Source organism: Paenibacillus sp. 2TAB23 (assembly GCF_052115165.1).
Taxonomy (GTDB): domain Bacteria; phylum Bacillota; class Bacilli; order Paenibacillales; family Paenibacillaceae; genus Pristimantibacillus.
In genome coordinates this window covers 1-15,596 of sequence record NZ_JBFRGD010000018.1, presented here as the reverse complement: position 1 = coordinate 15,596, position 15,596 = coordinate 1, and the positions used below count along the sequence as shown (strand labels likewise).

General features: G+C 45.0%; 13 protein-coding genes. 6 read left to right on the top strand and 7 right to left on the bottom strand.

Annotation, left to right across the window (positions count from 1 at the left end; genetic code table 11):
* Positions 1-80 precede the first annotated feature (80 nt).
* The 4 genes from AB4Z29_RS22575 to AB4Z29_RS22560 all read right to left on the bottom strand — a co-directional run bounded on the left by AB4Z29_RS22575 (position 81) and on the right by AB4Z29_RS22560 (position 5,053).
* Positions 81-1,523, bottom strand: coding sequence for an N-acetylmuramoyl-L-alanine amidase (locus AB4Z29_RS22575; protein WP_441945240.1), 1,443 nt, complete (start codon positions 1,521-1,523; stop codon positions 81-83).
* 218 nt (positions 1,524-1,741) lie between these two features.
* The gene (locus AB4Z29_RS22570) at positions 1,742-2,890 is read right to left on the bottom strand and encodes a hypothetical protein (RefSeq protein WP_441945239.1); all 1,149 of its coding nucleotides are present in this window, start codon (positions 2,888-2,890) and stop codon (positions 1,742-1,744) included.
* A gap of 2 nt (positions 2,891-2,892) precedes the next feature.
* Positions 2,893-4,344 carry a sensor histidine kinase gene (locus tag AB4Z29_RS22565; RefSeq protein WP_441945238.1) on the bottom strand — a complete coding sequence of 484 codons (1,452 nt, stop codon included), beginning with the start codon at positions 4,342-4,344 and terminating at the stop codon, positions 2,893-2,895.
* A complete protein-coding gene (locus AB4Z29_RS22560) occupies positions 4,328-5,053 on the bottom strand; it encodes a response regulator transcription factor (protein ID WP_441945237.1) in 726 nt (241 codons plus the stop codon). Before AB4Z29_RS22560 ends, AB4Z29_RS22565 begins: the two co-directional genes overlap by 17 nt.
* Positions 5,054-5,403: 350 nt before the next feature.
* Here AB4Z29_RS22560 and ytxJ point away from each other — a divergent pair, with 350 nt between their 5' ends.
* Together ytxJ and AB4Z29_RS22550 are read left to right on the top strand one after the other, a co-directional pair.
* Positions 5,404-5,742: a bacillithiol system redox-active protein YtxJ gene (ytxJ, locus tag AB4Z29_RS22555; protein WP_441945236.1), complete on the top strand. Its 339-nt coding sequence runs from the start codon at positions 5,404-5,406 to the stop codon at positions 5,740-5,742.
* Between the two features lie 284 nt (positions 5,743-6,026).
* Entirely contained in the window at positions 6,027-6,455 is a 429-nt protein-coding gene (locus AB4Z29_RS22550; protein ID WP_441945235.1) for a GNAT family N-acetyltransferase, read from the top strand.
* A 116-nt stretch (positions 6,456-6,571) separates the two neighbouring features.
* Here the strand turns inward: AB4Z29_RS22550 and AB4Z29_RS22545 are convergent, their stop codons facing one another.
* Positions 6,572-9,484, bottom strand: coding sequence for an S-layer homology domain-containing protein (locus AB4Z29_RS22545; protein WP_441945234.1), 2,913 nt, complete (start codon positions 9,482-9,484; stop codon positions 6,572-6,574).
* Positions 9,485-9,931: 447 nt separating this feature from the next.
* On the opposite strand from AB4Z29_RS22545, the gene AB4Z29_RS22540 reads away from it, so the two are divergent.
* Both AB4Z29_RS22540 and AB4Z29_RS22535 read left to right on the top strand, forming a co-directional pair.
* Positions 9,932-11,179, top strand: coding sequence for an S-layer homology domain-containing protein (locus AB4Z29_RS22540; RefSeq protein ID WP_441945233.1), 1,248 nt, complete (start codon positions 9,932-9,934; stop codon positions 11,177-11,179).
* Positions 11,180-11,299: 120 nt separating this feature from the next.
* Positions 11,300-12,415, top strand: a complete 1,116-nt coding sequence (locus tag AB4Z29_RS22535; RefSeq protein WP_441945232.1) for a stalk domain-containing protein — start codon at positions 11,300-11,302, stop codon at positions 12,413-12,415.
* A 98-nt stretch (positions 12,416-12,513) separates the two neighbouring features.
* Here the strand turns inward: AB4Z29_RS22535 and AB4Z29_RS22530 are convergent, their stop codons facing one another.
* Complete coding sequence (locus AB4Z29_RS22530) at positions 12,514-13,896, bottom strand: amino acid permease (protein WP_441945354.1); 1,383 nt, start codon at positions 13,894-13,896, stop codon at positions 12,514-12,516.
* 247 nt (positions 13,897-14,143) lie between these two features.
* On the opposite strand from AB4Z29_RS22530, the gene AB4Z29_RS22525 reads away from it, so the two are divergent.
* Both AB4Z29_RS22525 and AB4Z29_RS22520 read left to right on the top strand, forming a co-directional pair.
* Positions 14,144-14,758, top strand: coding sequence for a PH domain-containing protein (locus AB4Z29_RS22525; protein WP_441945231.1), 615 nt, complete (start codon positions 14,144-14,146; stop codon positions 14,756-14,758).
* A gap of 22 nt (positions 14,759-14,780) precedes the next feature.
* Entirely contained in the window at positions 14,781-15,122 is a 342-nt protein-coding gene (locus AB4Z29_RS22520) for a hypothetical protein (RefSeq protein WP_441945230.1), read from the top strand.
* A gap of 151 nt (positions 15,123-15,273) precedes the next feature.
* On the opposite strand, the gene AB4Z29_RS22515 is transcribed toward AB4Z29_RS22520, so the two are convergent.
* The coding region (locus tag AB4Z29_RS22515) for a hypothetical protein (protein ID WP_441945229.1) at positions 15,274-15,596 on the bottom strand (323 nt) is incomplete at its 5' end.

Below are 15,596 nucleotides of genomic sequence, written 5' to 3'. Positions count from 1 at the left end.
ATTGCGTTGCAGTCCATGCCAATCATCGCCGTTCACATAACTTATAACTTCACCGTTCACATAACTTCACAGTTCACACACTAAGCATCTTGGTAACCTTGCAAGTGCAGCATTTCCGACACCGTAACAAATGTGTATCCTTTGTCTCGCAATTGTGGAATCATGAGTTCGAGTGCTTCGACCGTATTTTCTCTTTTACCGGTAGAATGCTGTAATACAATCCCCCCGGGATACATTTGTTTGTCCACGATTTTCAATATATCTGATGCCGTATTCCCCGACCAATCCATCGTATCCACTGACCAATTCACAACAGCCATGTTCAGCTCATGTACAGCCTGTACTCTTTCCTCGTTCAATTCCCCATAGGGAGGCCGAAACAACAGAGGTCGCAACCCGGAAATGGCTTCCAATTGATCCTGTGTATCCTTTATTTGCTTCAATGATTCTTCGATGGTCAGTTTGTTGAAATTAGGATGTGACCACGAGTGGTTGGCTATCACATGTCCTTCTTTTACGATTCGTTTCACCATCTCAGGATGGGCCTTCGCTTGTTTTCCCATAATAAAAAAAGTCGCCTTTATCTCATTTTCTTTCAAAATGTCCAAAATTTCGGAGGTGATCTCCGTATCTGGCCCATCATCGAAAGTCAATGCAACTTGCTTTCCATCTTCTGCCGAGCCGTTGTAGTACATCTTCTTATCGATATTAACGCTTGAATCTACATTCGGAAGCTCCTCATCCCTATATTCATGAGAACCATCCAATTGTTGTTCCTCCTGACTAGAGGGATGCTCGCCATATTGTAAGAAATATTGCTTTAAGCCTTCTACGATGCCCTTTGCTGCTGCGTTTTGTCCATCCGTGCTGAGCATTACAGCTTCTTCCCCAGCGTTGGTTAGATAACCGACCTCAACGAGTGCTGCCGGCATTTCGCTAAGCGAAAGTACCTTTAGCCGTTCCTCCTTCACTCCTCGGTCTCGAAATCCTAAAGCTTTGATTACGTTCTTTTGAACGGTTTGGGCTAATAAATTGCTGTCATCATGTGTGTGTAACGTCTCCGTTCCGTTTGCGCTATCATCCGTATACGTATTCCCGTGGATTGCCAATAGGGCATCAGCCTGCCATTCGTTAGCCATAGCTGCGCGATCCTCCAATTCAACGAACACATCTGTCGTTCTCGTCATTCGCGGCTCAAACATCGGATCATCTCTGAGCAAATCGAATACCTTCTTCGCAAGGGTGAGCGTATAGTCCCTCTCGTAATTCCCGCTTGCCCCCGTAGCACCCGGATCTTTTCCTCCATGCCCCGGATCGATCATAATTTTATACTTCTGTGTTTGAGAAGATGAAGGAGGAGATAGCTTAATCGGATATTCATATGAATGTTCGGTCAGTATGGGATTTTTCTCGTCCGAGTTACTGATACTCCAAGCAGCAACACCTCCTACCGTAGTAATGAACAATAGAAAGAAAATAGCGATGGCTTTCACGGTCTGTTTGCGTTTTTTATAAGTTTTCATGGCGCCTCCTAGCGAATGATAGTAGTAGTGGTCATCTCTTAAAATCAACTATAGTTCAGAGATGTCTCACCCACTTCGCTGGCATGTAAACAAGTTGTGTACGCCTTCTATTTTCCAGACTTTTAAATCATAAACACCTACTTATTCATAAAAATTTTACGCACTAAAAAAGCACAGCTTCTGCCGTTAAGCAGAAGCTGTGCTCTTCATCTCCGTTCTTATTTAAATGCAATGACTAGGCTCTGCATGCCCTTTGCTACTTGTGCTTCCGACATAGGTTGAGCAATATCGTACAATTTTGATCCACTAAGCAATAACTTCCCGTTATTTGGACTCCAGGCCATTTGAGCCGGAATGATTCCTTTATAAATCTGTTTCATGTTTAACACATTATTCCCATACAGTCTGGCTGCAAAAACGGAATCTCCATCCTGACAAAAAGCGATAAATTTCCGGTCATCAGATAATCGAAAAAGCCCAATATCCCTTAACAAAAGAGACACCACAGCATTTCGCTGGTCATAAGCGTACAAGTTTCGATCCGATCCGACGAATGCGATCTGATCCTGATGAATCCACTCCACCCATCCATCAGAGCTAATCGGATGCTCGTATTTGCTCTTGAATTTGTCCCCGCTCCATTGGCCGATCACAAGCATCAACTGCTTGGCTTCATATTTTACAATGGCCGCACTTTTCCCATCATCAGAAACATGAACCGAATGCAGTGAAACAAACTCTTTAAAATCAGTCTCATTATGCGCTATAGAATACCACTTTGTATCCCTAGTTTCCATATCAAAAACGCCGATTTTCACCTGCTTATCCACTTCGTTCATAAATGAATAGCTTAGGAAACGACTATTGCTAGACCATGTCATCCGGACAAAACGCAATTGATCGGTTGTGATCGCTCCGAGCAGCTCATTGTTGTCTCCTGTAAGCGAAAACAATTTGAGAGCGAAGGCACCATTCTCCACAACTGGAAAAGCAACCTTCTGACCATCAGGAGATAACGCTATTGAATTATCAAATAGAAATATGCTATTGCTCTCATCCCATAGTTTGGATTGGGATACATAAGGAAACTCCACGCGGTTAATCGTCGATGCAAACTTGTAATTTTTTGCCCCTAGTGTGATTAAGGCGTTTTCATCGCTCCAGCCAAGTGGGTATACGAGGTCAGATTTTCCTTCCATTACAGGATAGATGGTCTTGACTTCAAAAAGGGACAGCTCGTCGTTTGTAGCCTGCTGGTCCTCATGATCTTCAATAATAATCGTCTCGCTTCTCTTCGTCCCCTGGCAGCCTGCCAGCAAACAGCAAATAACGGTTATTAATGCGAGATAGACGGCTCTGCTTCTCATATTCATTTCCTCTCGGCATTCATGAACGAAAGCTCAATTTGCACGCTCGTCTGCCCATTGTTACTTGTGATCCGAATAAGACCTTGGTGCTCGTCCACAATAGACTTACTTATACTGAGGCCAAGACCTGCGCTCACTTCTTCATTAACGACGTTTCCGGCCCTATAGTACGGCTCGAAAATTTTTTCCAGATTACTCGGACTGATCGTTTCCCCTTCATTGGTAACCACGATTCTGACCGCTTGGGCATCCAGATGGGCCGTAACCTCTATTTCCGAGTTTGCAGACGAATATTTAATCGCATTATCCAGCAGATTGATAAAGAGCTGACGCAGCCGGTCTGATTGACCATAAACGAACAAATCATGACTAGCTTTGCAATGAATCGTTTTTTTGTACCGCTTCGCTTTGATCGCCATCGACTCGGATACATCCCGTAATATACGGGCTGCATCTACTCTTTCAAAGTTATTGCCGCCTTCGGATGCCTTGGACATTTCCAGAAGCCTCAAAACCATGTCATGCAGCCTTTTGCTCTCATCCATAATATGGCCCATTCCTTTTCGAAAAATCACCGGATCTTTCGCACCATTCATCAGTATGATTTCGGAGTAACCCATAATCGTCGTAAGTGGTGTTTTCAGCTCATGGGTCACATTATCAAAAAAACGCTTTCGATGATCGATCAGCTCTTCAAGCCGATCCCGGTCCTTCTCAATGGTTAGGAATTGCTCTCTGAGCTTCTCAATCATGCTGCTGAAGTTAGTGGCAAGGCTGCCGATCTCATCCTTTCGCTTGAAAGCGATGCGAACGTGTAGATTTCCATCTTTCACCTCATTCGAGGCTTGCATCAGCTTAACTAACGGAACCGTAACATGGCGCGAGAGGATATAGGAGAACAGAAATGCTGCAGTAAATACCGCTAACGCGATAAAAAATATCGTGCGCTGCATGGCTCTACTTTGCTCGTAAAGCGGAGTGAAATCTTTGGCAAAGCGTATGATGCCTACTTTCGTGCCATTGACAACAACGGGATAGGCATAGAGGATGGAAACTTCCCCGTTAATCTTTGCAATCGTATAGGCTGTTTTTCCCTGCATGGCCTTTGCCAGATCATCTCCGCCTGCTTTAAAGTTGCTCTGATCAGAAGTATAAAGCAGTTCGCCTGCCAGCGAATACATACCGACGCCGCCGGAAGCTGTATGCTGCAGATCCGTTCCCATGTCCTCTGCAATTTGCTCAAAGTAAATCTCATCGCTTGTAAAGTGATGCGTTAAGAAGGATTGACGTATATAGTTGTTGCTGTTTTTTTTCAAATCAATCAAACTATCGGAAATCGCGCTCCGGTTGCCGGCTTCAATATTCCTTGTCACCCACTGATTTAGGATTAAGAAAAAAACAGTGAAAATAACAAAAAAACCGAGGATGAACTTGGCCCTAATCGTGCGGATCATAGGAAGTGTCCACATGCTTGTTGAATTTGTAGCCAATACTGAATACGGTCGTAATCAAGTCCGCTGCATCCAGTTTTTTGCGCAGTCGTTGAATATGCGTATCCACTGTTCTCGTGTCTCCGGTGTAATCGTATCCCCATACGTAATCCAGCAGCTCCGTTCGAGTGAAAATTTTCCCCCTATTTGTATAAAGCTTCAGCAGGAGATCATATTCCTTAGGAGTCAATTCAATCTCCTTTCCGCTTTTCTTGACCACTCTCTCACTAATAGCGATCTCGATCTCCTTAAAGTGAATCACCTGATCTTCTTGTTCGGTATTGCCATCTGCATGCCGATTGGCTTGTGCGACCCGTCTAAGAATGGTACGGATTCTTGCAATGACTTCTCTTAAATCAAAAGGCTTCGTAATGTAGTCATCCGCACCAAATTCGAGCCCTAATATTTTGTCAGTAATATCGGATTTAGCCGTAATCATCAAGATTGGGATATTATAAGCTGCCGTTACTTGCTTACAGATATCTAATCCACTTTGATCTGGAAGCATCCAATCGAGAATGAGCAAATTCGGCTTGAAAGACGCAAGCGCCTTAAGACCGTTCGCACCTGTATAGGCTTTTTCCGTTTCATAACCTTCCATATTTAGACCGTATTCCAGTATATCTGCGATTGCAGCTTCATCTTCAATAATTAAAATTTTAGTTTTCTCCATATCCATTCCTTATAAGTCATATTTATAACAATATAAACCTTGCATGTATCCGTAACGTGATCAACTTGTCACAAACTTGTTAACAACCAATAACGTCGTTTGTTCGTTTCGGTTTGATTGAGGATTTCTCGGCGTTCAGGGCACCCGGCGCCTACTTAGTAGTTGTCTTCTTTTCAAATAATTATTACAGAACGTTTGGATGATCAGGATTCATCGGATTCATTGGATTCATCGACAAGCTTTCATTTTCCACTCGATCAAAGATGACTTTAATCGGCAAAAAGAGCTATAATACATATAGAGTTGTAAGTAACTATCATCTGCAAAGCAGAATATAAGGAGTGTTCCCTATGTCTTTGAAAGAAATTACGTCCATTGAAGAATGGAATAACGTTTACGAAGCTTCCGCTACTCGCCCGCTCGTCGTATTCAAGCACAGCACGACGTGCCCTGTTAGCGCGAACGCTTATACAGAGTTTAACCAATACCTGGACGGCAAGCCGAGAGAGGATGTGGACTACGTGCTCGTGAAAGTAATCGAGTCCCGTCCCGTTTCCAACCAAATTGCCGAAGACACGTCCGTAAAGCACGAATCTCCGCAAATCTTGTATATCGATAAAAAAGAAAAAGTATGGTCCGCTACCCACTGGTCCATCACGAAAGCACATATCACCGCTGTTCTTGACTAAGCATAACAGCAAAGCAGCAGCAAGGTTGTTCCTGACTAAGCTTTTCAACAAAGCAACAGCGACGCTGTTCTTGGCTAAGCTTAACAACGAAGCAGCAGCGAGGCTGTTCTTGGCTTAGCTTATCAACGAAGCAACAGCGAGGCTGTTCTTGGCTTAGCTTATCAACGAAGCAACAGCGAGGCTGTTCTTGGCTTAGCTTATCAACGAAGCAACAGCGAGGCTGTTCTTGAAGGTTTAATACCTTTAAGGCAGCCTCTTCTTATTATCTATAGGGAGGAATTCAAATGGCAGAAATCGTGAATCTGACTACTGAGGAGCAAATTCTCGGCGCATTCCCATTAATCCAGCAGCTTCGCCCTCATTTGACTAAAGAAGACTACTTGGCAAAAGTAAGGCGGATGCAAGCCCTACACGGCTATACTCTCGTCGCCGCCATCGTGGATGGCGAGGCTAAGTCCGCTGCCGGATATCGGATTAACGAATCGCTGGCCTGGGGCAAATATTTTTATGTCGACGACCTGATCACCGACGCGAATAGCCGCTCCAACGGCTATGCCAAGCTGCTATTCGACTGGCTCGAAGCGGAAGCGGCTGCCAATGGCTGCGAGCAATTCCATTTGGACTCCGGCGTCCAACGGCATGACGCCCATCGGTTCTATTTGAATAAAAGAATGGATATTGTTGCTTATCATTTTTATAAACAAACGAAATAGAGTACCATAGGTGTCCAAAACATGACGGTGTTTCTGACATCAATAAACAGGAAAGCCCGGTTCCGCGCCTTAAAGGCGCATGACCGGGCTTTCTATTTTCCAAAAAAGTTTAAGCTTTATTCAGCCAACAAAAAATCTTTTAAATAAAGTATTCCTAACGGAACATCATTGATATCGTAAAACACAATACGGTAAAAAGTCGGCACATCTACTTTCGTAAATTGAGCAAAGGCTTGCTCCGTCCAACCAGCACCAGCCGCTTCATATACCGGTCCATGGTAAGGATCCACCTGACCGCCATACACTGGAATCGTCATAATTCCTGTATGTTCAAATTTTAAATAGGAGAAGTTTTTAATATCCGAAGGCAATTGCTCTTTATTAAAAGTTGCCACAATTCCTTTTCCTGCGCTGTCCGCATTTTGTTCATTGTAATTATTCACTTCTTCAGCGGTCGCAAAACGTAAGGACAAGCCTTCCATTTCATTATCATAAATCGAAAGCTCTCCAGAAGTTATCCTATATGCTTTTTTCAAGACAACTTCTTCGCCCGTGTCATCAAATCTAACGGCTACCCATATTGTCCCTTTTTGAGGCAATCCAATTAAATCAACATATACCGATTTGTACCCAAACCCTCTCGATGGCATTGATGTTCTTGTGGCCAGAAGATGGCTGAGATCGGCCGAATCGTAAACAGAGACTGTCACCGAAGGCGACGTGACGTTGTTCAATAACCGGACGTTCACTCTACTTGAACCAACGGATACGTCCGCAGCGTCAAGCTTTGCATAATCGTCTACCTCTGCTCTAGGTAAACGCCTGACCACTACCGAATAATGCTGAACGACACCGGATGGCAATGCCAATTCAATCGTTACATACTGATGTTTTCCAAGCTGAAGCGGAATTTGGTAAAACGTTTCCCCATCAACATCCGTCTGCGAAGGAACGACGTCATACCCTATCATTTTTTCCAATAACACGCTCACTCTCGCACCCTCGGTGTCTGAGTTCGCTCTTAATTTCACTGCATTTAAATTTGTATCGTTAGGCACCATAATCTCATAATAATTGTATCGCGGATCATAACCTTCGCCAATCGGCTGGTCGGAATATTTTGGCGTTTGATTCAAATCAAATCCATCAACCTCGATCGTTTGCATAAGGGCGTTTTCTGCATTCAACTGCTGAAGCACACTCTCAGCAACAACCGTATTCGTCTCCGCATCTACGATTTGTAATTTAAACGTATAGACGCCTTGCTTGGCGACGATTGTCCAGCTCCAAAACTTAGCTATATCATTCATGAGCGATTCGATAGATTGGCCTTCATTAGGACCAACCCCTGCCTTTACGATGTCTGTAAAGGAGCTATCCTCATTATTATATGCAAACAACTGCAAACCATCGTTAAAGCCACCATCTTGCGTGGATAAATCTTTAACCATTAATCGAACATTTCTTGTATACGGTTTGTTTGCATTAAACTTTGTCTTGAGTTCAACATCAAAGAAGGGAAAATAATTCATATAAAAAGGATCATTTACTTGTTCACCGCTTCTATTAAGCAGCTTGTTCCCCGCATCCACACTCAAAAGTTCATGCGTTGCCATGTATTGACTAGGCATGCTTGATGTAATCTCATAGACATCTTCCGTAGGGGCTGGACTTGGTGAAACGCCCCCTCCGCCACCAGCAACCGGTGCCGCAGCGCCTGCACCTTCGCCTTCGAGTACATTCGGCTGTTTCTCGAATACGGTGCCGGTACCGCCTTTGTTAACGATTGCCTTCTCAATCACACCTTTTCCTGTCACCTTCGCAGCTGCATCTAGCACAAATCTCACAACTTTAAATGAGGAATCCATTGATATAGCCGCTCCCAATGCGTTATCTCGGACAATAAGGTTGTCAATCATGCCTGCTACCGCAAGAAGCTTAACCAAAGCCCCGTAAACCTCTACATCTGTAAAAGATCCTGTAAACGTAATTTCAGCTCCGGCAGGCAGCTCTTTATCCAGCTGCACAGCAGTAAATCCAGCACCGGACAAATTTAATTCTTCTATGATCGAAGTCGACTTAAGCGTGATAAGCTTCACTACCGTTGTTCCGCTTGCAACGATTCGCACAGTACCATTTTGCTTATGCGCAATAATATGTAACAAATTGGAATCTATGAGATGTATGGAATGAGGCCCTCCTCCAGAAATAATCATCTTTCCATTTACTTTTACATTATTTAAATCCACGTCACCTTCGCCCACGGCAGCCGTCAGCGTTAAATCTCCTTCAATAACCATATTACGAAGCGTTACGCCCGGGGAAGACACAACGACACTACCTTTAACCATCTCCGTATTCTTCTCCGGCCCGTACACGCCCGCTTGATTGTAGTTCACCTCAGCTTGCTTGTGCTGTATGGCCTTCTCAAGCACAGTTATACTTTGGGCCCTCGTAAACTTCCCTTTCGGATCAAAGCGGCCATCTGGAAAACCGTTTATTATTTTATTATCTACCAAAGCTTCAACTGATGCTTTACTCCAGCTCCCAATATCGGAAGCATCTTTGAATATCTGCTTACTTGTAACAATTTTCACATCTATTTTAAGCAGTTTCGCCACCATACTCGCAGCTTCTTCTCTTGTAACTTGCTTATTCCAACGAATAGTACCATCCTCATAGCCCTCTACGTACCCTGCTTTGACTGCAATCGCCACCTGCTCAGCAGCCCAGCTTTCGCTCGTAAGGTCAGTAAAGGAGACCGTTTCTTTCTCAATCAACTTGAATGAGCGATTAATGAGTGTCATCAATTCAGCACGAGTCACAGCACGATCCGGTTTAATCATGCCATCTTCATAACCTTCCATTAACCCGCTGGAAACCCATTTGCGTAAATCATCTTGGGCCCAGTGCCCTTGCATATCATCGAATACTTCACTTGCTGCACTCACGATCGGTACGGCCATAATCAGCATAGCCGATACAACCGTCAAACTAACTGCTTTTCTGAATTTTGAAAACACAGACATTTCTCCGCCTCCTATAACCTAACCAAGATTCAATTTTACTAGATCTAAAATACTAGATTTAAGACTCAATTATCATATCAGAAAAAAGATCCAAATGGTTTAATATATGGAAATATTTCAAATAATCTATCTCATAAGCTGCAATGTATCTATTTTCCATTTATTCAATACAAGTAATTATGCTTTTAAAAAATAATATTCTCACATGATTTATCTCCGTTTTTTGTTCGTTATTGTTCTTTCAACTCATTTCCGTTTTCTGTATTTTATTATTATCCATTGTCTTAAGATCCTTACTTCCCTCTTTCAGAATTGACTTTTCCAATAAATTGGGCTCATTACCTATGGACACTGTATGCCGTAAGACCCATTCTCAATAACGCATAAATATGGTTATCTAAAGAATGTCGGAATATATCGTTTTTTATAAATTAGGGGGATATTTTTATGAAGCGTTTCGCTTTAATCGCAGTGATGATCACCATTTTCGGGACCGTTTTTTCAAGCTCATTCACGAATGATCAGGCAACGGCAGCAGCCTCAGCGCCGGTATTCAAGGATATTAAAGGCCATTGGGCGGAGAAAACGATTACCAATATGGTAAAACAAGGGATTTTAGACGGATATCCCGACGGGACCTTCCGACCACAAGAGCCCGTAAAGGTGGACCAATTCATCAAAATGCTCGTTCTTTCGTACACTGACCTGCATCAAAACGGCTCGCGGAGCTGGAACCTTCCGTTCCTTCAATCGCTCAGCGAAGAGAATCAAGCTATTTTAAAGCAGGATTACCGATATTTTGATTTCAAACCGAGCCCTGTCGGCTATTGGGCCAAGCAGTTCATCGACGTAGCCAGCGATCTTCATTTCCTGAACAAGACCAGATATAATGATTTCCAAGCAGATATGACGCGTGAGAATGTGGCCGAGATTGTTTATTATACGCTGCAGGAAATCGAGTTTTTAGAAGACGGCCTATTCGGACAGAAGATGGCTCAAGCCTATGGCGACATCATGGGCGCAACGGAGCGCGAGCAGAAATTTATTGCAGAGACGCTTGTAAAAGGCATTATGCAGGGGTATCCTAACGGCTTCTTCGGCGTTGGCGACACCGTTACCCGCGCGGAATCGCTCGTTATACTGAATCGACTTACCGATAAATCGAAACGATTGGCAATCACAGTCTCTCCCGAGAAGCTGGAGCGCGTAATTCCTACTCTTGGCGGCGGGAAAAAGATCATCGTGTTCCCAGACAAACGGATGTGGGATGCTTATGATGCGCTCATCCAAGCTGGCCAACTACGCGGCTCGAACCATGATCTATACGAAACGACACTCCGTCTATTCAAAGACCAAGCAGAGAAGGACAGCGTGCTGAACCGCCCTTCCGGCGCTGCGGCAGTAGACGAGGAAGCAGCTGTGTGGCTCGATCCGCAATACAATACGTACGGCATTACGATGAGGCTGAGAGAAGGCACGCTCGCACGGAACAAAGAGGTGGTGGAGCAGTTCGCCAACCAGCTGTTCGGCTATAACGCCTCCGTCTTCAAGGAGCTGTTTAACAATATTTGCAAAAAAGTCGAATCAGGCGCTAAGGTCGCCTCGCAGCAGAAGCTGATCGGCAGCGATAATGTAAATATTCAAATAGACGCGGCTGCCAAAACGGTTATTTTCTCCATTGCAACGAAAAAATAAATAAAACTTCCGTTTGAAGAAGCTGCTCTACGGTTAAAAACCTGTAACAGCTTCTTTATTTTATTGACATGTAAGCAGGTGATTATCTCGCTCTTCATGAATTCGAAGGAGGAATAAGATATGGCTCTAACGACCTCTCAATGGAATAAAGCATCCAAACGAAACCGAAAGCTCGTGGCACTAGTCACGGCCGTGCTCCTCGCTTCCACGCCAGCAGCCGGCATTCTACCCGGCGGAGGAACCGCTGCTGCCGCCGAGTCTATGCTGAACGTTGTACCCCAGCCCTTCGTTATAGACGGCATCCGCACTACCGTGCCTACAGCCATCGTCGACGGTGAAACGTACATCAGTCTTCGCGCGCTAAACGAAAAGCTTGGTCTGGCGACTAGCTGGGATGCCAAAGCAAGAACCGCCATCGTTATCGGACGCAATCGAGTTTTCATCGCATCGCCAGACAAGGGAACCTACGAACTGAACGGCCAGCCCGTTTACGGAAGCATGTCCATTCTGTCTAATGGCTCCACCTATATCCCGCTCCGCTTTCTATTGGAGAGGATGGGCTACACGATTTCCTATGACGCGCCTACGCGTACCATCGGCATTCAAACCATTGACGAGAATAAGCTGACCATCGCTAGCAAAACGATCAGCGAGGTGAACAAGTCACAATCCCTCATCATCCATTACCCGGTCATTTCAGGCTACAAGAACGAAGAAGCTGAGGACAGAGTAAATGCCTACTTGAAAAAGGAAGCCGAAACCTTCGCTGTCTCCGCTCAGGAAAGCCTCACTAAGGCGATCCAAGACAATAAGAAATGGCAGGCCGAAAATCCGGACGTGGACTATCCTCCCGTTGCTTATGAGGCTACCTACACGATTACGTATAATGAAAACGACCATTTGAGCCTCTATGTAGACTACTACATTGATCTCGGCGGTGCCCATGGATCAACGATACGCGTACCGTATACGTTCGATTTGAGTACCGGCGAAACCGTCTCTTTGAAGCAAGCCGCGAACAACAACGCAAACTATGTATCCATCATCAATAAAAACATTAATGACCAGATCAAAGCACGAAAGCTTGACTTAATCGCTCCTTTCGAAGGCATTAAGGCTGACCGCCCTTACTATTTAAGACACGGAGCCATCGTGATTAGCTTTGAGCAGTATGAGTACACCGCGTATGCGCTTGGCATGCCGGAGTTTGCCATTCCGCTCAAAGTTTTCGACTAAGGGTAAAGGGTAATCTGCACTGTTTTTTTGATTTAGTGAAAAAAGATCTCCGCAGGCCGCAGCCAGCTGAGATCTTTTTTTGTTTTTGCAATCAAAGTTTAATGGTCTGGATCTAGCTTGCACTCTGCGAGCGTAAGCATACGAGTGCGGTGTTTCCACTTATGTCCGAGAAATATAGCAAGGAATAATGGAATGCCTATATATGAAGCAATGATGTACGCCCAGTCAATTCGGCCGTCATTCAAAGCCCCTATGAATTGGCCGCCGATCACCACGATGCAGAGGAGCATGGCTAGGATGGGACCAAAGGGAAACCACTTGGCGAGATAAGCCAACTCATCCAACCTCCGCCCTTGATACATATAGGCTTTACGAAAACGGTAATGGCTGATCGCAATGCCCAGCCATACGATGAAGCCAGACATTCCTGACGCGTTGAGCAGCCAAACATACACAACCCCGTCGCCAAAAAATGAAGCCAGAAATGCCAGCAGCCCTAGCACTCCCGTTACGAGCAAGGCGGCAACCGGTACGCCGCGTTTATTCAAGCTTGCAAGGAAGCGAGGAGCTTTGCCTTCCTTGGCAAGCACCCAGAGCATGCGCGTCGAGGCATACATGCCCGAATTGCCTGCAGACAGCACGGAGGTCAATATGACTGCGTTCATAATGGAAGCGGCAACCGCCAGCCCTGCCTTTTCAAAAATCATCGTGAAAGGGCTCGTCGCAATATCACTGCTTGCAAGCTGCTCGCTCGAGTATGGAATCAGCATACCGATCAGGAGAATGGCAAGGATGTAGAACAGCAGAATGCGCCAAAATATCGAACGGATCGCTCGAGGGATATTCTCACGTGGGTTCTCGCTCTCACCTGCGGTTACACCGATTAATTCCGTGCCTTGGAAAGAGAAGCCTGCTGCCATAAACACGCCTATCGTAGCTAAGAAACCCGCCGGAAAAGGATTTTCAGTCAGATTCTTTACACCGACCGCCATTCCATTCCAGATGCCGATAACCATCATTAAGCCGATCGCGATAAAAATAATGACGGTGATGATTTTAATCATCGCGAACCAGTACTCGGACTCGCCATACCCTTTCACCGATAGTAAGTTAAGCCCAAGCATTAACAAAAGAAACAGTGCGCTCCATAGTATAGAGGGGCTGTTCGGAAACCAGAACTTCATGATCAGCGTGGCCGCTGACAACTCCGCAGCGATCGTAATCGCCCAGTTGTACCAATAGTTCCACCCAAGCGCAAAGCCGAGTGAAGGATCTACAAACCGCGTCGCATAAGTGCTGAACGTTCCCGATACAGGCATATAGGTGGCCATTTCTCCTAAACTTGTCATCAGGAAATAGACCATTAACCCGATTAGGGCGTAAGCGAGCACCGCTCCACCCGGACCGGCAGAGTGGATAGCCCCGCCGCTTGCGAGAAAAAGCCCCGTACCGATGGAGCCACCTAAGGAAATCATCGTCATATGCCGTGCCTTCAGCCCTCTGCGAAGAGAGCTTGGTGCTTCTCGTTTTTCACTCAAAGGAACAGCACTCCAATCTTCACCTTAATATCCGATCTGCAGCGTAAACGCCTTTCCTCAGTTTGCTGAAATTTTCGTATTTTATCCATTTGGAAGTGTTTAATTCCTACAAATGAACCATCATATTTGACAATTTCTAATATATAATAAGGAAGTATGTAATTAATGGAATGATGAAAGGAATGGTACGATGTTTGGAAAATTAGCTGCAGACGCGCTTGGACTAAGCGATATTGGCGCGATTATCAAGCCGGCAGATTTCAGCAAAGCGGATTCTGACGACTATGTGATGCATGAGGATAACGAGAAGATCTATTTCCTGAYCAAATCGAAGTCCGACGAATACTGTTTTACGAATATCGCGCTTATCCACTTGGACGGCACAAGCGCTCTCAGCAAGAAACGTACGCTTAAACGTTATTCGTACAGCGCCCATCAAATTGCGCAGGTTGCGCTGGAAACAGCGGGAACGGTTGATCTTGACGTTGAGATCAAGTTCACCATTGGCTCCGTGCCTTTCTCGATTGACGTGAACAAAAAGCATATCGAGGAGCTTAAAGACCTCTACAAAGCACTCATCAAAATCTCCGAAATTACACGCGAGAACGAAATCTCGCTTGAATATGCAAGACGCAGCCTTGATCTCGCGTCTACGACTTTGCAGCAAATTCACAAAGGCGACTTCAACGTTGTCGAGCAATTCGACGGCTTGAACAAATCTGCCTTCAATTGGCTCGTAAACACGCACAAACAGTACCGCGTGAAGGATTTCGGCGCGATATTCGAGCGTTATATCAATAACTAATTAATGATCAGATGAGCTTATAATGGCAGCTGAGCATATTAGTGCAGATGAACATATTAGAGCAAATGAGCTTATTAGAGCAGATGAGCTTATCAGAGCAAATGAGCTTATTAGAGCAAATGAGCTTATTAGAGCAAATGAGCTTATTAGAGCAAATGAGCTTATTAGAGCAAATGAGCTTATTAGAGCAAATGAGCATATAAAAGCATTGAACAAGACGAAGAACGCCCGTATGCCCACCAGGCATTCAGGCGTTCTTTTCTTTAGCACAGCACATTTTTTCGCTGCAGAAGTCTCACAACACACTCAACCGTGCCTTTCCAGCAGATTTCGCGCTGAAGCTGCCCATTTTTTCGCGCTGTAGCAACCCATTTCCTTGCGCAGCAATCTGCGTTGATTAACTGGTTGATAAATGAAGGACCTTGTTACGTTACCTCAGCCGTCTCTTCATCCGCCCCCCCTTGCTACGTTGCACTTTGTACACTCTAATCGTCGTTTAACTAACCACGCTCTAGCTACGTTGCAGTTTCTGCAATAGAAAGTAACTTTTGCAGCCCCTGTCTCACTCGTATGACTGTTTCTGTTGCACTTTCTGCATCGTAGTCTGGACAATTACCTTTTTTACGTGATTCTATTGCACTAAGTGCAATGTACAATGCTGTGATTGGTTGACTGTTAGTTGGTTGGTTGGTTGGTTGGTTGGTTGGTTGGTGGTTGGTGGTTGGTGGTTGGTGGTTGGTGGTTGGTGGTTGGTGGTTGGTGGTTGGTGGTTGGTGGTTGGTGGTTGGTGGTTGGTGGTTGGTGGTTGGTGGTTGGTGGTTGGTGGTTGGTGGTTGGT